Origin of the sequence: Anaerotruncus colihominis (genome assembly GCF_010206195.1) — a bacterium.
Classification (GTDB): domain Bacteria; phylum Bacillota; class Clostridia; order Oscillospirales; family Ruminococcaceae; genus Anaerotruncus; species Anaerotruncus colihominis_A.
Genome location: NZ_VIQT01000009.1, coordinates 366,858 through 385,644, shown reverse-complemented (window position 1 = coordinate 385,644; position 18,787 = coordinate 366,858). Strand labels below are relative to the sequence as shown.

Annotated in this window: 17 protein-coding genes and 1 tRNA gene; 14 read left to right on the top strand and 4 right to left on the bottom strand. The window is 50.7% G+C overall.

Annotation, left to right across the window (positions count from 1 at the left end; genetic code table 11):
- The first annotated feature begins 200 nt into the window (after positions 1–200).
- From trxB to FMM72_RS06005, 6 genes are all read left to right on the top strand, one after another.
- Complete coding sequence (gene trxB / locus FMM72_RS06030; RefSeq protein ID WP_160210921.1) at positions 201–1,127, top strand: thioredoxin-disulfide reductase; 927 nt, start codon at positions 201–203, stop codon at positions 1,125–1,127.
- Positions 1,128–1,394: 267 nt separating this feature from the next.
- On the top strand, positions 1,395–1,598 hold the full coding sequence (locus FMM72_RS06025; RefSeq protein ID WP_162220865.1) for a hypothetical protein: 204 nt from the start codon (positions 1,395–1,397) through the stop codon (positions 1,596–1,598).
- Positions 1,599–1,834: 236 nt separating this feature from the next.
- Positions 1,835–3,259 (top strand): hypothetical protein, encoded by a 1,425-nt coding sequence (locus tag FMM72_RS06020; protein WP_162220864.1) that lies wholly within the window; start codon positions 1,835–1,837, stop codon positions 3,257–3,259.
- 196 nt (positions 3,260–3,455) lie between these two features.
- Positions 3,456–5,126 (top strand): AMP-binding protein, encoded by a 1,671-nt coding sequence (locus FMM72_RS06015; RefSeq protein ID WP_160210919.1) that lies wholly within the window; start codon positions 3,456–3,458, stop codon positions 5,124–5,126.
- A 50-nt stretch (positions 5,127–5,176) separates the two neighbouring features.
- A complete protein-coding gene (locus FMM72_RS06010) occupies positions 5,177–7,150 on the top strand; it encodes a PASTA domain-containing protein (RefSeq protein ID WP_162220863.1) in 1,974 nt (657 codons plus the stop codon).
- A gap of 47 nt (positions 7,151–7,197) precedes the next feature.
- Positions 7,198–8,013, top strand: a complete 816-nt coding sequence (locus FMM72_RS06005; RefSeq protein ID WP_160210917.1) for a sugar phosphate isomerase/epimerase family protein — start codon at positions 7,198–7,200, stop codon at positions 8,011–8,013.
- Positions 8,014–8,069: 56 nt separating this feature from the next.
- On the opposite strand, the gene FMM72_RS06000 is transcribed toward FMM72_RS06005, so the two are convergent.
- Positions 8,070–9,065 (bottom strand): ATP-binding protein, encoded by a 996-nt coding sequence (locus FMM72_RS06000; protein ID WP_162220862.1) that lies wholly within the window; start codon positions 9,063–9,065, stop codon positions 8,070–8,072.
- A 25-nt stretch (positions 9,066–9,090) separates the two neighbouring features.
- A complete protein-coding gene (locus FMM72_RS05995; RefSeq protein ID WP_162220861.1) occupies positions 9,091–10,125 on the bottom strand; it encodes a DnaD domain protein in 1,035 nt (344 codons plus the stop codon).
- 439 nt (positions 10,126–10,564) lie between these two features.
- Between FMM72_RS05995 and FMM72_RS05990 the strand changes: the two genes are divergently transcribed.
- Genes FMM72_RS05990 through FMM72_RS05980 form a run of 3 tightly spaced genes read left to right on the top strand, consistent with a single transcriptional unit; the run spans position 10,565 to position 13,254 of the window.
- Complete coding sequence (locus FMM72_RS05990; protein WP_162220860.1) at positions 10,565–11,401, top strand: PHP domain-containing protein; 837 nt, start codon at positions 10,565–10,567, stop codon at positions 11,399–11,401.
- A 49-nt stretch (positions 11,402–11,450) separates the two neighbouring features.
- Complete coding sequence (locus FMM72_RS05985; RefSeq protein WP_162220859.1) at positions 11,451–12,641, top strand: NAD(P)-dependent malic enzyme; 1,191 nt, start codon at positions 11,451–11,453, stop codon at positions 12,639–12,641.
- Between the two features lie 55 nt (positions 12,642–12,696).
- A complete protein-coding gene (locus FMM72_RS05980) occupies positions 12,697–13,254 on the top strand; it encodes a hypothetical protein (protein ID WP_162220858.1) in 558 nt (185 codons plus the stop codon).
- Between the two features lie 65 nt (positions 13,255–13,319).
- On the opposite strand, the gene FMM72_RS05975 is transcribed toward FMM72_RS05980, so the two are convergent.
- Positions 13,320–14,021 (bottom strand): TVP38/TMEM64 family protein, encoded by a 702-nt coding sequence (locus tag FMM72_RS05975; RefSeq protein ID WP_162220857.1) that lies wholly within the window; start codon positions 14,019–14,021, stop codon positions 13,320–13,322.
- 659 nt (positions 14,022–14,680) lie between these two features.
- Between FMM72_RS05975 and FMM72_RS05970 the strand changes: the two genes are divergently transcribed.
- From FMM72_RS05970 to FMM72_RS05955, 4 genes are all read left to right on the top strand, one after another.
- Positions 14,681–15,286 (top strand): DUF4364 family protein, encoded by a 606-nt coding sequence (locus FMM72_RS05970; protein WP_162220856.1) that lies wholly within the window; start codon positions 14,681–14,683, stop codon positions 15,284–15,286.
- Positions 15,287–15,359: 73 nt separating this feature from the next.
- Positions 15,360–15,752: a hypothetical protein gene (locus tag FMM72_RS05965; RefSeq protein WP_160208511.1), complete on the top strand. Its 393-nt coding sequence runs from the start codon at positions 15,360–15,362 to the stop codon at positions 15,750–15,752.
- A 156-nt stretch (positions 15,753–15,908) separates the two neighbouring features.
- Positions 15,909–16,754 carry a diaminopimelate epimerase gene (dapF, locus tag FMM72_RS05960; protein WP_162221066.1) on the top strand — a complete coding sequence of 282 codons (846 nt, stop codon included), beginning with the start codon at positions 15,909–15,911 and terminating at the stop codon, positions 16,752–16,754.
- A gap of 35 nt (positions 16,755–16,789) precedes the next feature.
- A complete protein-coding gene (locus tag FMM72_RS05955) occupies positions 16,790–17,989 on the top strand; it encodes an LL-diaminopimelate aminotransferase (protein WP_162220855.1) in 1,200 nt (399 codons plus the stop codon).
- Positions 17,990–18,086: 97 nt separating this feature from the next.
- Here FMM72_RS05955 and FMM72_RS05950 read toward each other — a convergent pair.
- Positions 18,087–18,179 (bottom strand) — tRNA-Ser (locus FMM72_RS05950).
- Between the two features lie 233 nt (positions 18,180–18,412).
- Between FMM72_RS05950 and FMM72_RS05945 the strand changes: the two genes are divergently transcribed.
- Positions 18,413–18,682, top strand: a complete 270-nt coding sequence (locus FMM72_RS05945; protein ID WP_162220854.1) for a hypothetical protein — start codon at positions 18,413–18,415, stop codon at positions 18,680–18,682.
- Positions 18,683–18,787: the final 105 nt, after the last annotated feature.

Sequence of the window (18,787 nt, the reverse complement as noted above, 5' to 3'; positions counted from 1 at the left end):
GCGGCTACAAATGACAAAGCCGTTTGCACTGCGCATATTATACCATCCCTGTTCGGTAAAATCTACTTGAGACAAACTGTAATGACGGATTTCAGCCCAATTCCGTCAAAGTTGTGTAGAAAACAGGTTGGGGTTGCATATTTTTATAAAATAAGGTAAAATAATAAAAACACTGTTTTTGTATACATTGGAGGCGCAATATGGAACAATATGATGTGATTATCATCGGCGCAGGTCCGGCAGGTTTGACAGCAGCTATATATGTACAGCGCGCAGGATTGCACGCGCTGGTTTTGGAGGAGTATGTTTGCGGTGGCCAGATCGCCAATACGCCGGAAGTAGAAAACTACCCGGCTGTTACCAAGATCAGCGGCGTCGACCTGAGTATGAATCTGTACAATCAGGCTGTTGAGCAAGGCGCGCAGGTATTGTTTGAGGGCGTCGGATCCGTGGCCCTTGAAGGCCAAGAAAAAAACGTTACAACAAAAGGCGGCCGAACCTATGCGGCCAAAGCCATTATCATAGCCAATGGAGCCAAGCGGCGCAAGCTTGGCATACCGGGAGAGGAGGAACTTGCCGGAAAAGGCGTGTCCTACTGCGCGACATGCGACGGCGGTTTTTATAAGGGCAAAACAACGGTTGTGGTTGGCGGCGGCAATACGGCTGTTGAGGATGCGCTTTATTTGGCCAATCTCTGCGAGCAGGTTCATATCGTTCACCGGCGTGATGCGTTTCGTGCTGGGCGGGTACTGACCGATGCGCTGCAAAAACGGGACAATATTACCATTCATTTCGACGCCGTCCCGGTTGAGGTTGAATCCAACACATCCACAGGAATGGTCAGCGGGCTACGTATTCGCAGCGTCAAAACGAACAGGGAGGAGACAATCAGCGCACAGGGCGTTTTTGTTGCAGTTGGTCTTGTTCCGGACAACAGTATGTTCAGCGGACAGATTACGCTTGACCCAGCTGGATATATTGAAGCGGGTGAGGACACTCGCACAAATATTCCTGGCGTTTATGCGGCCGGCGATACGCGTTCGAAGTCGCTGCGGCAGATTGTGACAGCCGCAGGCGACGGCGCGGTTGCAGCATCGGAGGCAGGAAACTATATCATGCAGCTTTAAGGACCTGTATTCACAGTCGCCAAGTGCTGTCCAGGCGGGTCTTTTGTCCCCGCTCCGTGTTAAATTTTCTTGCCAGGCGACAGCCCGCCTGCAAAAGTTCGCCTTGATCGGGTACAAAACTCCTCGCCTGCCCAGTATATTCCAGCTGTGAATACAGGTTCTAAAAAACGCTGTGCTCCGGTGTGATTTTCCGGGTGACATTTGAGAGTGAGCGTGTTAAAATAATCAGTGGGTTGCTGTGTGCAGCTGCCCGCTGGAGGGATTTTGATGGAACGGATGATTCCGCTCGAAAAAATGAGCAAAAAAGCAAAACGGGCATATCATGCCGCGCGCCGGGGGACTTGGGGCGCAATCAGCCCTGTGACCCGTGCACCGTTGAAACCGGGCGCTTATAAACGTAAAAAATCCGGCGCATGGAGGCAGGACCTGGATGCGCCGGATTTTTACATATTATTGTGGAATAAGGATTGAATTTGACTTTGTTAAAAGTTGATTTTTTTAGTAAATTATGCTATCGTCTGAAGTGCAGAAACAGTTTTTAACAGGCTGATTATGTAAGGACGGGAGTATCTCCCTTCCTTACAGGGTATGCCGCCCACGCCGAGGCGTGTTTTTGAAAGGCTGCGGAACCCTGCCGTTCTATAGTATTGCGTCGTCCGCGCAGTATATTCATCCTGTTTTAATTTTTATCCAGGGAGATGGGGGCTGTGTATCGTATTTTTGCCATATTGGCGGCGCTTTCCATAGCAATTTGTTTTTGTCTTCCAGTCTTTGCGGCTTCCTATCGGGATGATTGTGCGGATATTCTAAACGATCATATCCGTGAATACAATGGATTTTCAAGAAATATTTCTGATTTCATTGCGTTTTCTGGTTGGTCAGGATGCGGCGATCGATCGGTCATTACGGTGGATAGCCGGGAAGCTTTGGCCACCTACCGGATTGATGGCGCGCAGCGTGTACAAATTCAGCTTTTTTCGTCGCAGTCCACGTTTGCTGTTCCTTCCAATGATTACTATCGCATGAGCGTTCGTTCAGATGAGGAGCTTGGACAGGCACGCCGCTGTTATTACGACCAGTTTCAGGATGTCGTTTTTGTACAAGAAAATGGCAGGAACTATTCGCTGTGCAACGAACGCCGCGGCCTGATGCTGCGTGAGGACAGCAGTGCGCTGCGTAAAGATTGCTATTATGGCTTGAATGTGCTTGTATCGTCGAACGGCGTGTCCTTTCAGCCAATCAACGATGTCAGGCTTGATAAAATCGAGTCGCAATATCTGGAAGAGGGCACCGGCGTTTTTGTCCGTGAAACATATTCCGCCGGGCTGCCGTCATCGGCTGCTTATGTACGTTTAGCGTTTGTGGAATGCGCAAAAATTCCAGGCAGAGGCGCCGCCGACATTACGGACCGGTCGAATCTGCACTTTCTGTCCAAAGTCATATTTGAGGGCGGCGCATTGGAGCCGGGCGGTTCCTTCGAATTGGATAGCAGTTCGTCTGAGCCGGACAGCAGCTCGTCCGAGCCGGATAGCAGTTCATCTGAGCCGGACAGCAGCTCGTCCGAGCCGGATAGCAGCAGCGCTTCGGAGATGCAAAGCAGCCAATCCAGCTCTTTGGTCAGTTCATCCGGGTCATCTGAGAGTTCGTCGGGGACAGAAAGCAGTTCTTCAATGCCGGCTGCCAGTTCGTCGGTACCCCAGAGCGGTTCGTCGGTACCTCAGAGCAGTTCGTCTGAACCAGAGAGCAGCGGCTCCGGACCGGAAGATATGCCGTCAGACTCAACAGGCGGATCGTCAGGAAGAGGTTCCTCCAAAAGACGCATCTCCAATAAGCCGACGCTGCCGACAAGCCCGCCGAAGGCTGCGGACCTATGGTATACAGAACCTGCGTCCCTGGTGCAGCCAAATGAGCAGATGCCGTTGGTTGGCGGATACGAATCGCTCCAGACGGATCACATGCCGCGTTCGGATTCTTCTGATCGCTCAGACGCGGGAATAACGGTATATCGCAATTTCAGTGAAGGACCTCCCGAGCGAGCGCCCATACCCGAGCGGACGCTGTACCATGGAAGCGTGGGCGGAGCCGGCGCGGCGCTGATGATTGCAGGCGCGCTCAAGAATCTAAGGCGCTGAAAGGGTTTTATATAGGCGCTTAAGCATAGTGGATTGTTGACAAATCAACCATGCTGTTTATAATAGAACTATATTTTGTCGATTTGCGTCGTTGGACTTTTATGGTTTATGGGATTTTTTGGATGACGACGAAAGAAATCGCATGTTTTCGCGCACTGAATCTATGGGCGCAGGATCATAATGAGGGGGATATCAGTTGAACGGATTATTATCCATCACAGTTGGCGCGCTACTGGAACAGGTTGCTGATCTTTACCCAAACGACCAGGCCATTAAGTATATCGATCGTCCATACGACAGGACTTGGCGGGAATTCGATGACGAGGTAAACCGGATCGCTAAAGGCCTTTTGGCAATTGGCATCGGAAGGGGCGACCACGTTGCTATTTGGGCCACAAATGTCCCGGAATGGCTGTTGACGCTGTTCGCCACGGCGAAGATCGGCGCGGTGCTTGTCACGGTCAACACAAATTACAAGGTGTTTGAATTGGAATATCTGCTGCGCCAGTCGGATTCAAAGGCGCTTGTGTTGATCGACGGACTCAAGGATGTCAATTATGTCGATATTGTCAATGAGCTTTGTCCCACCCTGAAGGATTGTACGCCCGGAGCCTATGAGAATCCGATGCTGCCGTTTCTCAAGGACATCGTCTACGCGGGGAAAAAAGAGACGCCGGCTGGTATGTTTGGCTGGAGCGACCTGGAAAAACGCGGGGAAGGCATCACCGATGACCAGTTTCGCGCTGTTTTTGACAGCGTGGACCCGCAGGATGTTACCAATATGCAGTACACATCCGGCACAACCGGATTCCCGAAGGGCGTTATGCTGACGCATTACAATATTGTAAACAATGGAAAATGTATCGGCGATTGTATGAAATTTACACATGAGGACCGCCTGTGTATTCCGGTGCCGTTTTTTCATTGTTTTGGTCTTGTGCTGGCCGTGATGGCCTGTTTAACGCATGCTTCCTCGATGGTGCCGATTGAAACATATCGCCCTACCGAGGTCATGAAGGCGCTTCAGAATGAGGAATGCACAGCGGTGCATGGCGTGCCGACGATGTTTATCGCTATGTTGGAGCATCCAACTTTTCATGATTACAAATTCCCGCGGCTTCGTACAGGGATCATGGCGGGTTCGCCATGTCCGATTAAGGTGATGCAGCTTGTCGTGAATAAGATGGGGATGCGGGAAATCACGATTACATACGGGCAGACGGAAGCTTCGCCCGCTTGTACGATGACGACGACAGATGACAGCCTTGATCTGCGCGTTGCGACGGTTGGGCGTGCCATGCCGTATGTTGAAACAAAGATTGTCGATCCTGAAACGGGTGAGACTTTGCCGCCTTATACCCCCGGCGAATTCTGCGCGCGCGGCTATAACGTTATGCGCGGCTACTATAAAATGGAGGAGGCCACACGCCAGGCGATCGACGCGGACGGCTGGCTTCACTCGGGCGACTTGGCGATGGTTGACAACAATGGGTATTACAAGATTACCGGCCGCATTAAAGACATGATTATCCGTGGCGGAGAAAATATTTATCCAAAAGAGATTGAGGAATTCCTTTATACACATCCGCTTGTCCGCGATGTACAGGTTGTCGGTGTGCCGAGCGAGCAGTACGGGGAGGAAATTATGGCCTGCATCATTCCGCGCGCGTGGGAGGACGGGCTTGATGAAAATGAGATTAAAGACGCTGTGCGCGCCAATATGGCGCGTCATAAGGTGCCGAAATACGTGCTGTTCATGGAACAGTTCCCGATGACCGCCAGCGGTAAAATACAAAAATATAAGCTGCGTGAAATGGGGATTGAAAAGTTCGGCCTTCATGACGACGCAGCGATTGAAACCGCGTAATGTCTGGCGGGGCAAGGCCCCATGTTTCCCGATTGGAGTGATAGAATCAGATGCCCGTTAATGAACAGAACCTTTGCATGGGCTGCATGACACCAAAATTTGAAGGTGGAAAATGCAGCGTATGCGGTTTTGACCCGGATTCGCCGGTCAATATCGATTTTTTGCCGCCCCGTACAGTGATCGTGGAGCGTTACCTTGTCGGCGCGCTGGTCGCCAGCGATCCGGAAGGCGCTTGGTATGTCGGCTATGACCGCAAGGAGGATATGCGCGTTTGGCTCCGTGAATATGCGCCGTCCAACATCATCCGCCGGGATCGCGTGACGCTTGCGGTGCAGCCGCTTGCGAGCGCCGAAGCGCAGTACAAGGCGCTGATGGCTGATTTTGAGGATCTGAGTTCGACGCTGCGCACGCTTGGACAGCATGAAAAGGTTTTGCCTGTTCTTGATATTGTCAGGGATTATAACACAGTCTATGCTGTTTATCGCTACATCAAGACAATTTCGCTGGAGTCTTTTTTGGAGAGAAGCGGCGGCAAGCTTTCGTGGCGCCATACTAAAAAACTGCTCATGCCGCTGTTTCACACCGTTGAGAATGTCCATAAGGCCGGACTGATCCACCGCGGCCTTTCTCCGCGCACCATTCATCTTGATCAGACAGGCGCGCTGTGGCTCACTTGCTTTACAATCGCGGCGGCCCGGACAAATAAAAGTGAACTGAAAGCGCAGCTCTTTGACGGTTATTCCGCGCCGGAGCAGTATTCACTCAATAGCTGGCAGGGCACTTGGACCGATGTTTATGCGCTTGGCGCGCTTACATATCGCGCCGTGACCGGCGGGGACCCTCCGGCCGCGCTCGATCGTGTTTATGGCGACGATTTGCTTGACGCGGGCATAGCCGGTGGGGATTTGACGGAAACAGTGATCGCAGCGGCCAATCATGCGCTTGCGGTGGAGGTTGATGAACGCACCCCCACTGTGGAGGCGATGATTGCAAGCTTTTTGTCAAATGAAGCGTCGAATACTGCGATTTATACGGCTGCGCCCAAAAGGCAGCCGTATGAGCCTGCCGAGCAATCAGCCGCGGCGCAGGAATCTATGCAGGCGGCGCAACACACGCAGCGTGAGATTCCGTTGTATACGCCTGCTATGCAGCCGCCCGAGGAGGATGGCGGCGACTTGCTTCTGCCGTCGGATGATGGCTGGGAGCGTCCGGCCCATGCTGGAAAAAAGAGTGGGAAAGGCGGCAAAAGAAAAGTGAAAAAATCACATCCGGTGCTGATGCTGTTTTTATCTGCCCTGATTGCTACGGCTTTGTTGGGCGGTGCTCTGTATTGGTTTGCGACAACCTATCTTGAAGACTTGCTGTCGCCCGCCGCCAGCAGGGCAGCAAGTGAAGTTTCTTCTCCTGCCGCTCAGGAGGGCGTTGACTTTTCACAGGGCGATACGGCCGATGACACGGTACCGCGTTTCGTTGGAGCGAATGTCGATTCTGTTAAATCGAATGAGCAGCTTAACAGCAGATATGAATTTACATATCAGGAGAAATATGATGATGTTTACGAAGCCGGCGTGGTTTGTGATCAGCAGCCGGTGGAAGGCACAAAAATGCCAAATCGTGGGATGATTACGCTGTATGTCTCCAAGGGACCGGAAAAGATGGAAATTCCAGAGGATGCAGTTGGAATGCGCGTTGAGGATTTGCTCAAGCAGTTGAGTGAAATGGAGATCAAATATCAGGTAATCGAAAAAGCATACAGTGAGGATTACGAGCCAAACACAGTTGTCAGCACGGATCCGGCGCCCGGATCCAAGATTGACAAGGAAAACGATACGGTATTCGTCTATATCAAAAAGATTACCGAGTCGCGCAGCAGCCGGGATGAACGTGATGATAAGGAGCTTTCATCATCACGCGCTTCATCATCACGCAAACCGAGTGACGATACGAGTTCCCGCAAGCTCAGACCAAAGAGCGAGAACGGTTTTTACAATGAGGATGGGGCATGGGTCGAGATCATCGACTGACTATACGCCTGTGAATAAGCGCCGAAGCGGCGGAACGGAGTTTTGATATGAAAACTGCATTTTCGACCTTGGGCTGTCCCGGCTGGTCGTGGGATGAAATTTTTGCAACTGCAAAGGATCTGGGTCTTGACGGCATCGAGGTGCGCGGCGTTGAAAACGAGATGTTTGCACCGGCTATCCGCGTATTTGGCCGTGACCGCATCGATGCTACACGGGCACGGCTGGAGAAAGCCGGTATGAGTATCCCAATGCTGACATCAGGCGCATGTCTCGGTTTCACAGAGGATTATGAGCGTTATGTGGAGGAGGCGAAAGCATATATAGACCTTGCCAAGACGCTGTCATGTCCGTATGTGCGCGTTATTGTTACGCCTGACGCTGCTCCAACAGAGCAGGAGGATATCGGACAGGTAAAAACGCTCTATATGCAGCTTTGCGCCTATGCAAAGGGTTCTGGTGTTTCTGTACTGATTGAGACAAGCGGCAAACTTGCGGATTCCGCGGTTATGCGGACATTTATGCAGGATGTCGATCCTGCGGCCGGCGGCGTTCTGTGGGATTTGCATCATCCATACCGGTTTTTTGGCGAAACGCCTGCGCAGACTTATCAAAATATCGGTCCATGGGTGCGCTATATGCATGTCAAAGACTCTGTAATGCAGAACGGAAAGATTCAGTACCGTATGATGGGGTATGGCGACGTGCCGGTTTTTGATGCGCTCAAGCTGCTTGATGAAAATGGATATACCGGATTTATCTCTCTTGAGTGGCTCAAGCGCTGGTGCCCTGACCTGCAGGAGCCAGGCATTGTATTCGCGCATTTTGTCAGCTATATGAATTATTTAAAAAATCAGTTGAAATAGATACGAAAGAAGAAATAACCGCGTATCCTTAACAGGATGCGCGGTTATTTTTTCTCTTATTGCTGTGCGTAACGCTTGAGCATCCGGATATCCTCGCCGCAGAACTGAAGCGGCCGATAGGTACACAACAGGCGTGAAAGGATCCGGTCGCCGTAACGCTCGCGCAGAACGGTTTCATCAAAGTTTGTACTGATGATCGTCGGGCGGCGTTCTATGATGCGCGCATTGATTAAATTATACAGCGCAGCGACGGTGAAAGCGGTCGAAAATTCCGCGCCCAGGTCGTCGATGACAAGTAAATCACACTCGAGCGCAAGCGCCTGATAATCCAAAGCATCGGCGGAAACGCGTGAAAATTGCTGTGTCTGGAGCTTGTCAAGCAGGCTTTGTGACGTTGTATAAACGACGCCAAACCCCTTTTCAATCACCTCAAACGCGATGGAAAGAGACAGATGTGTTTTTCCAAGTCCCGTTCCGCCACAAAACAGCAGGCTTTCGCTTTGCGTGGTGAAGCCGTCCGCATAGGCTTTACAGAAGGAAAAGATTTTTTCCATTGCCCGACGCGCTGCAATCTTGTATGGGCCGCATGGGGCGGCGGGATAATAATCGAGACGGAACGTTTCAAAGCGGCAGCCGTCGATTCCGCACGCATCGCTCAAGGATTGATATGCCATTTTGCGGAGCAGACGAGTCAGGCAGACGCATTGCTTTTGGCCGACATAGCCTGTATCGCGGCATATGGGGCAGGCATAATGAATTTTGAGAAAGTCATCAGGTAAACCTGCCTGCGCCAAAAGCTGTGCCCGTTCCGCCTGTAAAGTTTCGTTTTCAGCGCGCAGACGCTTAATCAGAACGGGCGCCTGTTCGCCGCCGCTGATCGCCGCCTTCGCGGCGTCAAGGCCCGTCATGGCAAGCTCGCGGTCAATATTGCGCAACCGTGGCATGGCGTCGTATAGATCCGCACGCCGCGCATCCGCTTCATTCTGCGCGCGCGCGCGCGACGCATCAAGCGTTTGCAGCGCCTTGCGCCAGATTTCTTTTGAATATCCCACAGTACAGCCCATCTCCTTTAACAGGTCAGTCGTCCAACTGACGATGAAGCATCGCGCGGATTTTATCCATATCGATCGAGGAATCCCTTCCGGTTTGCGCTGAACGGTTTTGCGGCGCGGTGCGCTTGGCAGCGGCGCTGTCATCGGCGGCTTCACGGACGGTTGAAATTCCTTTCGACTTCCAGGCGGCGAGAATTTTGTCGGCGTAGGCAAAGGAAACTTTTCCAGTATTTTCAAGCGTCCGTTCGCAGGCAAGCGCGATCAATTTTTCGTCAATCCCAAGTGAGAACCATTGCTCAATGTATGTACGCTCCTTGGATGTCAGGCCGCGGTTATAGATACCAAACGCCTGTATGACCTTTTTTTCCTGTTCATTGTTGCGGGTGAGGCGGAGTATTTCCTGCTCAATCTGGTCATAGTTGGAGATGCCTTTTTCAAGCCACGCGGCGGCTGTTTTTTCAACATAATGCATACTTTTGTGGCCTGTGGAAACACAGTATTGCAGCAGCATTAGAACAGAGTCGGTCGCCAATCCGTAATAGCTGTGCAGCGCGGTGAGAATTTCACTCTCGACAGGCGTAAGCGGCGCACCTAAAATCTCTTGGGAGAGGGTCAAAAGCTGTGCGATAGAATCATCGTTTTTGGCCATTTCAGATACATCGTCACGAGCAATCTTGGGACGTGCGGCAATCGTCACGATCCGCTGTCCGTTTTCGCCGGCCTGCGTCTGTACGGATAGGGCGGGTCCGGCGGCGTTCGGCGCTGATGAAGGAACTTCTGTCTGCACCGGCAGAGCGGCAGCCTGTTCCACGGCCGGCGAATCGCTCAATTGTACAATTCCGGCGCCGACCCAATAGTTAAGCGCATCTGCGATATCAGGCGCAGAAATGCATAGCCGGCTGGAGAGCCACTGAATATCAGCCGGATGTTCAGGATGGCGCAGCATCAGAAGCAATATTTTTAAAGACAACGGCGAGCACATTTTGATATGCTCGTCCACAACAGTGGCTGGCACGGCAAAAACCGACGACCAAATACCGGAGCCAATCGTATAAGACATAGAACCTCCCGATCAAATGATATCAGCCATAGGGTCGGCAGTGTTTGCCATTTACCCTGCGCATATTATAGCATGTCCGCAAAGCGGCATGGTATAATTGCCCATCAAAAGGCGATTGCCGCATAAGCGGCGAGCCGTTGGGCATAACCCGGTATAATAACCGCTCTGCGGTTATTATAGCATGTCCGCAAAGCGGCATGGTATAATTGGCCATCGGGGCGGAAGCAGGCCACGCCCGCGTATCGCCCTGGCCATAAAACGTATAATAACCGCTCTGCGGTTATTATAGCACAATGCCCTGTTTTTTTAAAGTGCCGGTGCAGAGATGAAAGGAAGAAGAACAGATACTGGATTGGGATTTCCTGAATTTTAAGTTGCACAGCCTCTGTGCTGCGGTGTATAATGAACATAAATCGTTATATAGGAGGGAAGCGGGAATATGATCGGCGATCTGCACTGTCATACGCGTGTTTCCGACGGTTCCACAGGAATCGATGATGTGGTGCTGTATGCAAAACGCGGCGGACTTGATTTTGTAGCGATAACAGATCACGACACGATGGCCGGCGTCAGCCGGGCTGAACAGCTTGGCCGTCGGTGCGGGATTGGTGTGATCGCAGGAGCGGAATTGTCAGCCTGGGATTTTGTCCGCAAACGCAAAGTCCATCTGCTGTGCTATCTGCCGAAAAATCCGGATCGCCTGGAAGGACTTATGAAGCATACGCGTGAGAACCGTAATAAGGCGATGCATGAGAGCATGCATAAGGTCATGCGGCTGTTCCCGGTGACAGAGGAGCATATTCTGCGTTATGCACAGGGATCTTCGACGCTGCACCATGTCCATATTATGAGTGCTCTTACAGATCTTGGATATGCGAATACAGCTTATGGAGACCTGTTTGATGAGCTTCTTAGCTCGCATGGAAGTTGTTATACGCCGTTTTCTTATCCCGAGGTACGGGAGGCCGCCGCTTTAATCAAAAGCGCAGGCGGCATCTGTGTGTTGGCACATCCATCCGTCTATGATTCAGTTGAACTGATGGCGGAGCTGGCGCGGGAGGGTGTGATCGACGGCGTTGAACGGTACCACCCACGGGTAAAGGCTGTGGACATTCCGGCGATCGAGCAGGCTGCTTCCCGCTATGATTTGATTATGACAGGCGGAACCGACTTCCATGGCGCGTTTTCACCAAAGCCAAATCCGCTTGGGACGTGCGTAACTGAACAGACGGCGTTAAAACGTATTTTTCAGCTTTCCAAAAACAGACAGGATTGAGACAGCCTTTTTATTGTTAAAATAAAAGACAGGCTTGACAGGAGGAGTCATGGATATCAAGGAACAGGCATTGAATAAACATTATGAGTGGAACGGTAAAATTGAGGTCCTTTCGCGTGTGCCGATTGAAACGCGCGAGGCGCTTTCGCTTGCATACACACCGGGTGTGGCGCAGCCCTGCCTGGAAATCGAACAGGATGAGGATTTATCTTATGTTCTTACAAGGCGCGGAAGCCTTGTAGCGGTTATTACAGACGGTACGGCCGTGCTTGGGCTGGGAGATATCGGGCCGTCGGCGGCCATGCCGGTTATGGAGGGAAAATGCGCGCTGTTTAAGGAGTTTGCAGGCGTTGACGCATTCCCAATTTGTATCGACAGCAAGGATCCAGATGTGATCGTCAACACGGTAAAGCTGATTTCGAAAAGTTTCGGCGGGGTTAATTTGGAAGATATTTCCGCACCGCGCTGCTTTGAAATTGAGCGGCGTTTGAAAGAGGAATGCGATATCCCTGTATTTCATGACGACCAGCACGGAACGGCAATTGTGGCGTGCGCCGCACTGATCAACGCCGCCCGTGTGACAAACCGCACCCCCGAAAATCTGCGTATTGTTGTCAACGGCGCTGGAGCAGCGGGCATTTCTGTGGCAAAACTGTTGCTGCGGATGGCGTTTGGCGAGGTCATATTGTGCGATATCGGCGGGATTATCCATGAGGGCGCCGATTGGCTGACGCCGCCGCAGGCACAAATGGCAAAGGTGACAAATCCACGCGGTCTGCGCGGGACACTCGCGGATGCGATGCGCGGCGCGGATGTATTCATCGGTGTATCAAAGCCTGGTCTGGTCACGCGCGAAATGGTGGCTTCAATGGCAAACGATCCAATTGTATTTGCGATGGCAAATCCCACGCCTGAAATCATGCCGGATGAGGCGAAAGCTGGCGGAGCGGCTGTTGTAGGTACAGGCCGGTCAGATTTTCCGAACCAGATCAACAATGTACTTGTATTTCCGGGAATCTTTAAAGGGGCATTAGCGGTGCGCGCGCGCGGCATTACCGAGGAAATGAAAGTTGCCGCCGCGCAGGCAATCGCTTCCATGGTGCCGGACGAGCGCCTTTCGGCTGAGTTTATCCTTCCTGATACGCTTGATAAGCGTGTAGCGGATTGCGTCGCGCAGAAGGTCGCAGATGAAGCTGTGCGCACCGGAATCGCGCGGTATAGCCCCCAGATAGGAAAATAAGAGGTTGCGGGCGATATGCCCGTATCAATTTACACCAGAAAGGCGGCGTTTTACAGTGAACTGCGACGACAGCGACATCAAAATTGTGCCGGATAAACCGTCAAAAGTATTCGATATGTCGGAAGGAGCGGCTTATGCGTTCATCCGTGAAAAGGCGAACGGCAACATGGAGAAAGCGCGTGCTTTGGGAAAGCGGTTTGCCAGTGAGCTGACCGCCGGACATACTGGAATGGCGCAATTTGGCGTTGGAGCGTTTGATGATCAGGATACGCTTGTACAGCGCAATGTTCTGTTTGCCTTTATTGTCGGGCACGTCATTGAAGAGATGGCTCCAAATTCAATTGTCGCTCAATCTGCAATGTCAGCATTTTATGAAACGATTGAGCGTACATCACCTGAGATTTACAAGCAGATCAGTGATTCCGCTGCATTATCGCTTTATATTCTTTCGGCGCGCTCTACTCCTGGGGATGAAACCGCGGCCGGTGAGGTGTTTGCAAGGCTTTGCGGCCGCGAAGGCGATGCTCTATTTGTTGCTTATGGGCGGGAACTGGCCGATTATTTTATGGCTCACTGCACAAAGGAAGCGGTCTGTGTCCAAATGATCCGGTAATCTATAAAAATACCGTGACGACAGATATAACTGTCGTCACGGTATTTTTATAGATGTTATTCTTTTCAAGATCGGTGCAGATGATCCATAATCTTTTGTTTATATAACAAACCAACCAGGCCGATTGCCAATGTAAACAGAAAGACAAGCGCCGCAGTAATCCAATTGCCCCGGCTCATTGTAGCGCCCATCAATGTTGAGGTGATAATGGATGGAATACGTGCAAAGGTGGAAAGCAATAAAAAACGCGACGGCTTAATTTTGCTGATACCGGCCAGATAGGTCAGCATGTCCTTTGGCGTACCTGGAATCAGAAACAGGATGAAGGTGACGGTTTCCACCTTTTGAGCGTTATTTAAAAATTTAAATTCATCGACTTTTTTCTGTCCGAATATACGTACCACAAGACGTTGCCCGAAGCGGCGCGTTGTGAAAAAGATGGCTGATGAAGCAAGTACAACCCCAAGCAGGCAGGTGGCCAATCCGCCCCATGCGCCATATAAAACGCCTGCAATCAGCTCGACTGGTTCGCCGGGAATGAATGCGACAACGATTTGAAAAATTTGGATGCCAAGCACGACCAACCATCCGCCGAAACCGAGTGAATTGATCCATTCCTGAAACTGTGCTTGAAAGGCTGGATCGGACAGTTTCGAAAAGAAGGGCATACACAAGGCTGTGATGACACCAGTCAGCGCAATAAACAGAACGACTACACCACAGAGGAGGACATATTGTTTTCGTTCATCGGGTGAAAGCTGTTTCATAGCTTTGCCCCTTTCCTCACTTTTTTATAGAACGAGGTCATACATAGCATATCTTCAAAATGTAGAATGGCCGCCCTGGCCATGGGAAGGTATAATAACCGCTTTGCGGTTATTATACCATGTCCGCGAAGCGGCATGGTATAATTGGCCATTGGGGCGGCAGCGGGTCGCGCCCGCATATCCCCTGGCCATAAGGCGTATAATAACCGCTTTGCGGTTATTATACCATGCCCGCGAAGCGGCATGGTATAATTGGCCATTGGGGCGGAAGCGGGCTGCGCCCGCGAATCGCCCTGGCCATAAGGCGTATAATAACCGCTTTGCGGTTATTATACCATGTCCGCGAAGCGGCATGGTATAATTGGCCATTGGGGCAGCAGCGGGTCGCGCCCGCGAATCGCCCTGGCCATAAGGCGTATAATAACCGCTTTGCGGTTATTATACCATGTCCGCGAAGCGGCATGGTATAATTGGCCATTGGGGCGGCAGCGGGTCGCGCCCGCGAATCGCCCTGGCCATAAGGCGTATAATAACCGCTTTGCGGTTATTATACCACATTTTGTCGGAAAGATGTCAACGCATTCGACAGGCTTGCGCTTTGCTTTTTTGCAGGAAATATAGTATGATAGAAGAAACGTCTTTGGATGGAGGTGACGCGCTTGTATGAGGGATTTCGCGCGGGGGTGGAGCCGGGCGGCCTGACAACAGATTATGAAATCAAAATGTTGATCTGTTATGTTCTGAGTGAGCTTGGCTGTCCAATGCCGATTTCCGCCATGATTGAAACATTTGTTGGCGAAGGGCTTGCCAATTACTTTGAAACAGCGAGCGCGGCCTCGGGGCTTGTAAAAAGCGGTCATATCGCAATTGAAACGTCGGAGGACAATGAACGTTGTTATCATACAACAGAGCTCGGGATCGGCACGGCGCGCACGTTTGAGAAAAATATCCCCGCGTCGGTACGTGATAAAGCGGTGAGCGCGGCGCGGCATTATTTCGTAATGAAGCGCCGCCGTGCACAGAATACCGTGACGGTAAAGCGCGTACAGGACGGATACCTGATGACGCTGACAATCGCCGATGTGGGCAGTGATTTGTTGTCAATGACCATTTTGTTGCCGGATGAGCAGAGCTGCGATCTGGTGAAGCGGCGCTTTCTCAATGATCCGGTTGTAATTTATAAGGGCGTCGTTGCATTGCTGACGGGCAGCTATGAAAATGTCGGGGCGCTTTTGGAACCGATGGAGGAATTACCGCGGGGTTGACAGTTTTTGTAGAATCATATAAAATATTTATTTATGCGGGATGTCCTGAGACATCCAAAAGGGAGGGATGTCATTGCTCAAAAAGCTGATGTTTTGGATGATGGTCGTCTTGATTGCGTGCCGGTGCGGCGCATTAGCGCATATTCTGTCGACAGATCCCCATCGTCTGCCACGCGCAGTTTATATTTCGGCCGGGATCGTAGTAATCTATGGCCTGGTTTTAATTTTCAAAAGTATCGTTTGGCGTGTTTACAAAAAAGAACTGGCATTTTTTTATGGAGTCGCTGCGGCAACGGTTGTTTTTAATCTTATTTTTATGCGTATATTCAGCCGCGTCGAAGTTGGTATCATTGACTTTCTTGTCATCGGTACAGTGATGGATATGCTGCTCGACGTTGTCTTTGTTGTTCTGACACTGCGTGAAAGCAGGTATGTCCGCATCAAAATGGGGGCAGATAATTGGTAGCAATCTGAAGAACCCGCTCATGAGAGCGGGTTCTTTCAGCATATCCGCACTTTACAAGAATAAATGTTTGCGGTAAAATAATACATAATAATGATTTCACGTTGAAAGCAGAAATAAAAATGTGACGGATATATTGGGGGCGCGAAAATTTTGAAGCTGCATTTTTCCAAGATGCATGGACTGGGCAACGATTACGTATATGTCAATTGTTTAAACCAAAAACTGAAACATCCGGAAGAAATTGCACGTATTGTGAGCGACCGGCACTTTGGGATCGGTTCAGATGGATTGATTTTGATCTGTTCATCTGACCGGGCCGATTTTGAAATGCGCATGTTCAATGCCGACGGTTCCGAGGGAAATATGTGCGGCAATGGGATTCGCTGTGTTGGAAAATATGTGTATGACCAGGGACTTACGGAGCGCACATCCATTCAGATTGAGACGAAAAGTGGTATGCGCAGCCTTGATTTAACGCTTGGATCGGACAGAAAAGTTTCATCCGTGCGGGTCGATATGGGAAAGGCGTCATTGAAAGCAAAGGATGTCCCGGTGGAAGCAGATTATGACGACTTTATCAGCCAGCCGATGCTGGTACGCGGCGAGGTCTATCTTGTGACATGTGTTTCCATGGGAAATCCGCACGCAGTCGTGTTCTGCGACGATGTCGATAATCTGCCGCTTGCAGAAATTGGGCCGCTGTTCGAACATCATGAAAAGTTTCCTGAGGGAGTCAATACCGAATTTATCCAGTTGATCGATCACAAGACGCTGAAAATGCGTGTTTGGGAACGCGGCAGCGGCGAAACCTTCGCCTGTGGTACGGGTGCGTGCGCATCGGTTGTGGCGGCGATTGTCAATGAGCATTGTGACTTTGATGAGGAAGTAACAGTGCGTCTGCTGGGCGGCGATTTGAAAATAACGGTATATAGCGACTATTCTGTTCTGATGGACGGCCCAGCCGTTCATGTTTTTGACGGGGATATAGAGCTTGACGTTTGATGATATGATGATATACAGAAAAGGAGCGATGCTGATTGGCAAATCTCAATGAACATTATCGGGATTTAAAGGATAGTTATTTGTTTTCGGAAATTGCGAAGCGTGTTGACACGTTTGTAAAAGCGCATCCTGAAAAAAAAATTATCCGCATGGGTATTGGCGATGTAACGCTGCCGCTGGCGCCCGCTGTGACAGATGCGATGCATACTGCGGCCGATGAGCTGGGGAAGGCCGAAACCTTCCGTGGCTATGGACCGGAACAGGGCTATGTGTTTCTGCGCGAGGCAATCCGGGACTACTATGCCAAAAACGGCGTCAAGCTGCAAAGCGATGAGATATTTGTCAGCGACGGCGCCAAAAGCGATGTCGGCAATATTACAGACCTTTTCGCGGTTGACAATACCGTACTGGTGCCGGATCCTGTATATCCGGTTTATGTTGATACAAACATTATGGACGGCCGACGGATTATTTATATGGATGCGAATGCTGACAACGGTTTTCTTCCGATGCCGGATCGCTCTGTACATGCCGATCTGATTTATCTTTGTTCGCCGAACAATCCGACCGGGGCTGTTTATTCCAGGGAGCAGTTGGCGGAATGGGTCTCATACGCGCTGGAAAACAACGCAATCATCCTATTTGATGCGGCTTATGAAGCGTTTATCGGGGATGCGGGATTACCACACAGTATTTACGCTGTACCGGGAGCCGAAAGATGTGCCATTGAGTTTTGTTCTTTGTCCAAAACGGCGGGCTTCACTGGAACGCGCTGCGCGTATACAGTGGTACCGCATGCATTGGAGCAGACGGCGGCGGATGGAACGATTTTGTCTCTCAACCGCATGTGGAACCGCCGCCAAACTACAAAGTTTAACGGCGTTTCGTATATTGTCCAACGCGCGGCGGCGGCTGTTTTTTCCGAGGAAGGTATCCGGCAGGCGTGTGAGGCGATCGCCTACTACAAAGGAAACGCAGCTATCATTGCAAAGACGTTTGATTCGCTTGGATTTCGTTATTTCGGAGGCTTGCATTCGCCGTACATCTGGATGGAATGTCCTGATGGTATGAAATCCTGGGATTTTTTTGATCTGCTGTTGGAAAAAGCCGCTGTTGTCGGTACACCGGGCGCGGGCTTTGGCTCGAATGGCGAGGGGTATTTCCGCTTGACGGGCTTTGGCAGCCGTGAACAGACAGAGGAAGCTATGCAGCGGATACGAGTTTTGCTTGGCTGATTGATAAAAAAGAATTGGCGCTGTATTAACAGCGCCAATTCTTTTTTTTAAACGAAAAAATCCGATTGCTGATGCAATCGGATTTTTTCGGCAAAACTGGCGGAGAAGGAGGGATTCGAACCCTCGAGACGCTATTAACGCCTACACGATTTCCAGTCGTGCGCCATAAACCGGGCTAGGCGACTTCTCCTCATACTGTGTGAATGCCACTTTGTTATTATATCACCTATGCCCTGAAAAAACAAGGGGTTTTTCAAAAAAATTTTCCAATTGAAAAATGTAATATTAAATGCGAAAGGAAAGCGCGACAAAAAGCGCGGCCTTTCGCAATTTTTTATTTACCTCTGGCGCGCGATTAAGCACAAAACTTTTGTTAAAAATGGTATCCGCGCCGGAAAAACACTAAGACGAGGGGGTACAACAATGGCGGAAAAGTGTCCGTGCCGCATGTGTAATAACGCACGAGTAGATGACGAACTGACGGAAGATAACGACCTTTCATATTTTTCAGTTGGAAAATGTGAGAAGCCGTTCCGCATTCAGCTTGCATCAGGGGACGGTAAGCCTGTAAGACTTTTATTTGAATTTTTATTCGGTAAACGGTGGTCTACAGTAGCGGTTTATTACCTGAAATACTGCCCTAATTGCGGCAGAGAGCTTTTGGAGTATGGCCCGGCGCAAGATTTTAGATGAAGCCTGGACAGAAGATGACGCCCGCGCCGGGCAGCCCCGCCATTATCAATCAAGCAGGAGGTGTGTCATTTGTGGGTTTATACATATGTTCACGCAACAAGCGCA